Origin of the sequence: Xanthomonas sp. BRIP62411 (assembly GCF_003993525.1) — a bacterium.
Lineage (GTDB): Bacteria > Pseudomonadota > Gammaproteobacteria > Xanthomonadales > Xanthomonadaceae > Xanthomonas > Xanthomonas euroxanthea.
Window position 1 is genome coordinate 1 of record NZ_QEZI01000044.1, and the last position, 397, is coordinate 397.

At 65.2% G+C, this 397-nt stretch carries 1 protein-coding gene; it reads left to right on the forward strand.

The annotated features are described in order from the left end of the window. Positions 1-397 (forward strand): hypothetical protein (locus EO139_RS21510; RefSeq protein ID WP_164739969.1); only part of this gene is annotated, 397 nt, incomplete at both ends.

Here is a 397-nt window from a genome sequence, read left to right on the forward strand (position 1 = left end):
CCCTTCTTCGGCTCCCCGAACGGGTCCGGGCCGGCTCAGCTCGCCGAAGCTCTCCTCGGTGTCCCTGATGGGGAACTGTGGACGGTCACGGTCATCAGCGGTCGCGGCCCGGACATCTCGCTCCCCGGCGGCCACAGGGTGCGAGGCACCATCCGCAACCGGATCCAGAAATTCGAGGACCGCCAGATCTACCAGCTCGGCAACAGGCGCGTTGCTTCGCCCGGAGATCTTCGCTCCACCCTCACGCCCGAAGAGATTCAGAAGGGGCGCCTTTGGCGAGCGGAGCAGGAGGGGGGTCGAGAAGAGGACATCGATATCCGGTCGCTCAGTGAGCAGGAGCTGGTGACCCACGCCATCCAGCGCCCTCGTCTGCTGATTTACATGATCACCACCGAGG